This window comes from Streptococcus suis, from assembly GCF_002960445.1.
Taxonomy (GTDB): domain Bacteria; phylum Bacillota; class Bacilli; order Lactobacillales; family Streptococcaceae; genus Streptococcus; species Streptococcus hyiners.
The window spans coordinates 1-529 of sequence record NZ_POJD01000118.1 but is presented as its reverse complement, the minus strand read 5'-3'; the positions used below and the strand labels follow the sequence as shown (position 1 = coordinate 529).

1 protein-coding gene is annotated in these 529 nt (G+C 41.2%); it reads right to left on the bottom strand.

Features of this window, described 5'->3' with window-relative positions:
• The coding region (locus tag C1G53_RS03370; protein WP_153046651.1) for a glycosyltransferase family 2 protein at nucleotides 1-529 on the bottom strand (529 nt) is incomplete at both ends.

Sequence of the window (529 nt, the reverse complement as noted above, 5' to 3'; positions counted from 1 at the left end):
AGTAGAATCACGAAACAACCGAAAGTCTCTATAAACGGAGCCAAAAATTCAAATAGCATATAGTAAGCATAGGAAAAATATCCCACCGCCCCAAAACGAACTCGCGATAACATTTTTCGGTATTTTTTTAGACATTGATAGAGTCCCAAGAACCAGCGACGGCGTTGTTTGCATAAATCACCGATAGAGCTCGGTGCTTGACTCCAACAAATGGCGCTGGTTTCATAGCAGATTCGATAAGGAATATTGTTATTTCTACAGAAATAATGCAATTTCATGACTAGCTCCATATCTTCTCCCAGTGTCTGCCTATCATAACCCCCAACTGCTATGACATACTCCTTGTAAAATAACCCAAAGGCACCTGATATGATGAGATTGGATTGCAAATAGTCCAATAAAATTCTACTCCCTAAAAAAGAACAGTCATATTCGATAGCTTGTAAACATGGGAGCACCGACCACGGCAACTGGTAATGGCTGACCTCTCCGTCAGTTATTCGTACCCCTTGTGAAACTTGGACGACTC